This window comes from Polynucleobacter sp. 39-46-10 (assembly GCF_002282275.1).
Map to the genome: position 1 here is coordinate 1 of NZ_NCJB01000418.1, position 1,782 is coordinate 1,782.

General features: G+C 47.9%; 2 protein-coding genes. Both read right to left on the reverse strand.

Annotated features, from left to right (window positions below; all coding sequences use genetic code 11):
• On the reverse strand, positions 1–624 hold a 624-nt coding region (proB, locus tag B7X71_RS16330; RefSeq protein WP_293601506.1), incomplete at its 3' end, for a glutamate 5-kinase.
• A gap of 29 nt (positions 625–653) precedes the next feature.
• Positions 654–1,748 carry a GTPase ObgE gene (gene obgE, locus B7X71_RS16335; RefSeq protein WP_215302451.1) on the reverse strand — a complete coding sequence of 365 codons (1,095 nt, stop codon included), beginning with the start codon at positions 1,746–1,748 and terminating at the stop codon, positions 654–656.
• Between the last annotated feature and the right edge of the window lie 34 nt (positions 1,749–1,782).

The following is a 1,782-nucleotide window of genomic DNA, read 5'->3' on the forward strand; positions in this document are numbered from 1 at the left end:
TGCAGCACCACCAGCCATCTTTTCTAAAGCAGGATCACCAGCAGTAGCATCACTCAAAAGAGTGGCGGTAGCATCTTGACGCGGATCAGCAGTAAACAATCCGCCTTGATCAGTCAAGATCACTAGTAAGTCCGCATGAATTAAATTCGTGACTAATGCGGCCAAGCTATCGTTATCACCAAATTTAATTTCATCAGTAACAACCGTATCGTTTTCATTAATGATGGGGACAACGCCAAGCTTTAGCAAAGTATCTAAAGTCGCCTTGGCATTGGCATTGCGTTCAGCATGCGCCAAATCTGCATTCGTCAGCAACACTTGTGCGCTACGCAAATTAAAGCGCGCAAAACAACTTTCATAGACCTGCACCAAGCCCATTTGACCAACGGCAGCTGCAGCCTGTAGTTGATGAATTTCCTGCGGACGCTTACTCCAGCCAAGACGTTGCATGCCTTCAGCAATCGCACCGGAACTGACCATCAACACCTCATGCCCAGTAGCTAGCAAGGCAGCCATTTGCTCTGCCCACATACCGATTGCAGCGCGATCCAAACCCTCACCATTATTAGTGACTAGGCTTGAACCTACTTTTACTACGATTCGTTTAGCTTGCTGAGTGCTCATATCAAATTCAGGTCTCAAATGACTACCGCTTAATCTGGAGTTTTATCTTCTGGCTGGGCTTGTTCTTGATAACGCGGATCAGCAGCACGCTCATCTTCATCATCTCTATCTTTACGAATAGAGTCCAAATAGTCTTGCAATGAATAGCACAACTTATCGCAGCCCAATCCAGTTAAAGCGGAGATCTCAAATACAGGTCCCTTCCACTTAAAACGCTTAATAAAGTCCGCAACTACCTTCTTGCGATCTTCCTCTGGAATCATGTCGACTTTGTTCAGCACTAACCAGCGCGGCTTCTCAACCAAGGCTTCATCGTACTTACGCAATTCATTCACGATAGCAACAGCATCTGCCACTGGATCAATATTCTCATCAAATGGAGCAATATCGACTAAATGCAAGAGCACACCAGTACGCTGTAAGTGTCTTAAAAAGCGATGGCCCAAGCCAGCACCTTCCGCGGCACCTTCAATCAATCCCGGAATATCTGCAATCACAAAGCTGCGCTCAGCGCCTACTCGCACCACACCTAAATTTGGATGTAAGGTTGTAAACGGATAGTCGGCAATCTTTGGTCGCGCGTTAGACACAGCGGTGATCAAAGTGGATTTACCAGCATTGGGCATGCCTAATAAACCAACATCAGCCAATACCTTTAATTCAAGCTTGAGCTTACGACGCTCACCCTCTTTGCCATTCGTCTTTTGGCGAGGAGCGCGGTTCGTACTACTCTTAAAGTGAATATTTCCCCATCCCCCAACACCGCCCTGCGCCAAACAAAGGCGCTCACCGTGCGTGGTTAAGTCGGCAATCGGTTCACCAGTTTCATAATCAGAAATGATGGTTCCAACTGGCATACGCAACTCAATATCGTCGCCTGCGCGACCATAACAGTCGGCGCCACGACCAGGCTCACCATTTTTTGCAGTGTGCGTTTTGGCGTAACGATAGTCAATCAGCGTATTGATGTTGCGATCAGCGGTTGCCCATACGCTTCCGCCTTTTCCACCATCACCACCATCGGGTCCGCCGAATTCAATAAACTTTTCGCGGCGCATGGAGGCACTCCCGGCGCCACCTTGGCCAGCTATGACTTCAATACGAGCTTCGTCTATAAATTTCATGAATAAAAAAGGCCTCGCTTAGCGAGGCCTGTTC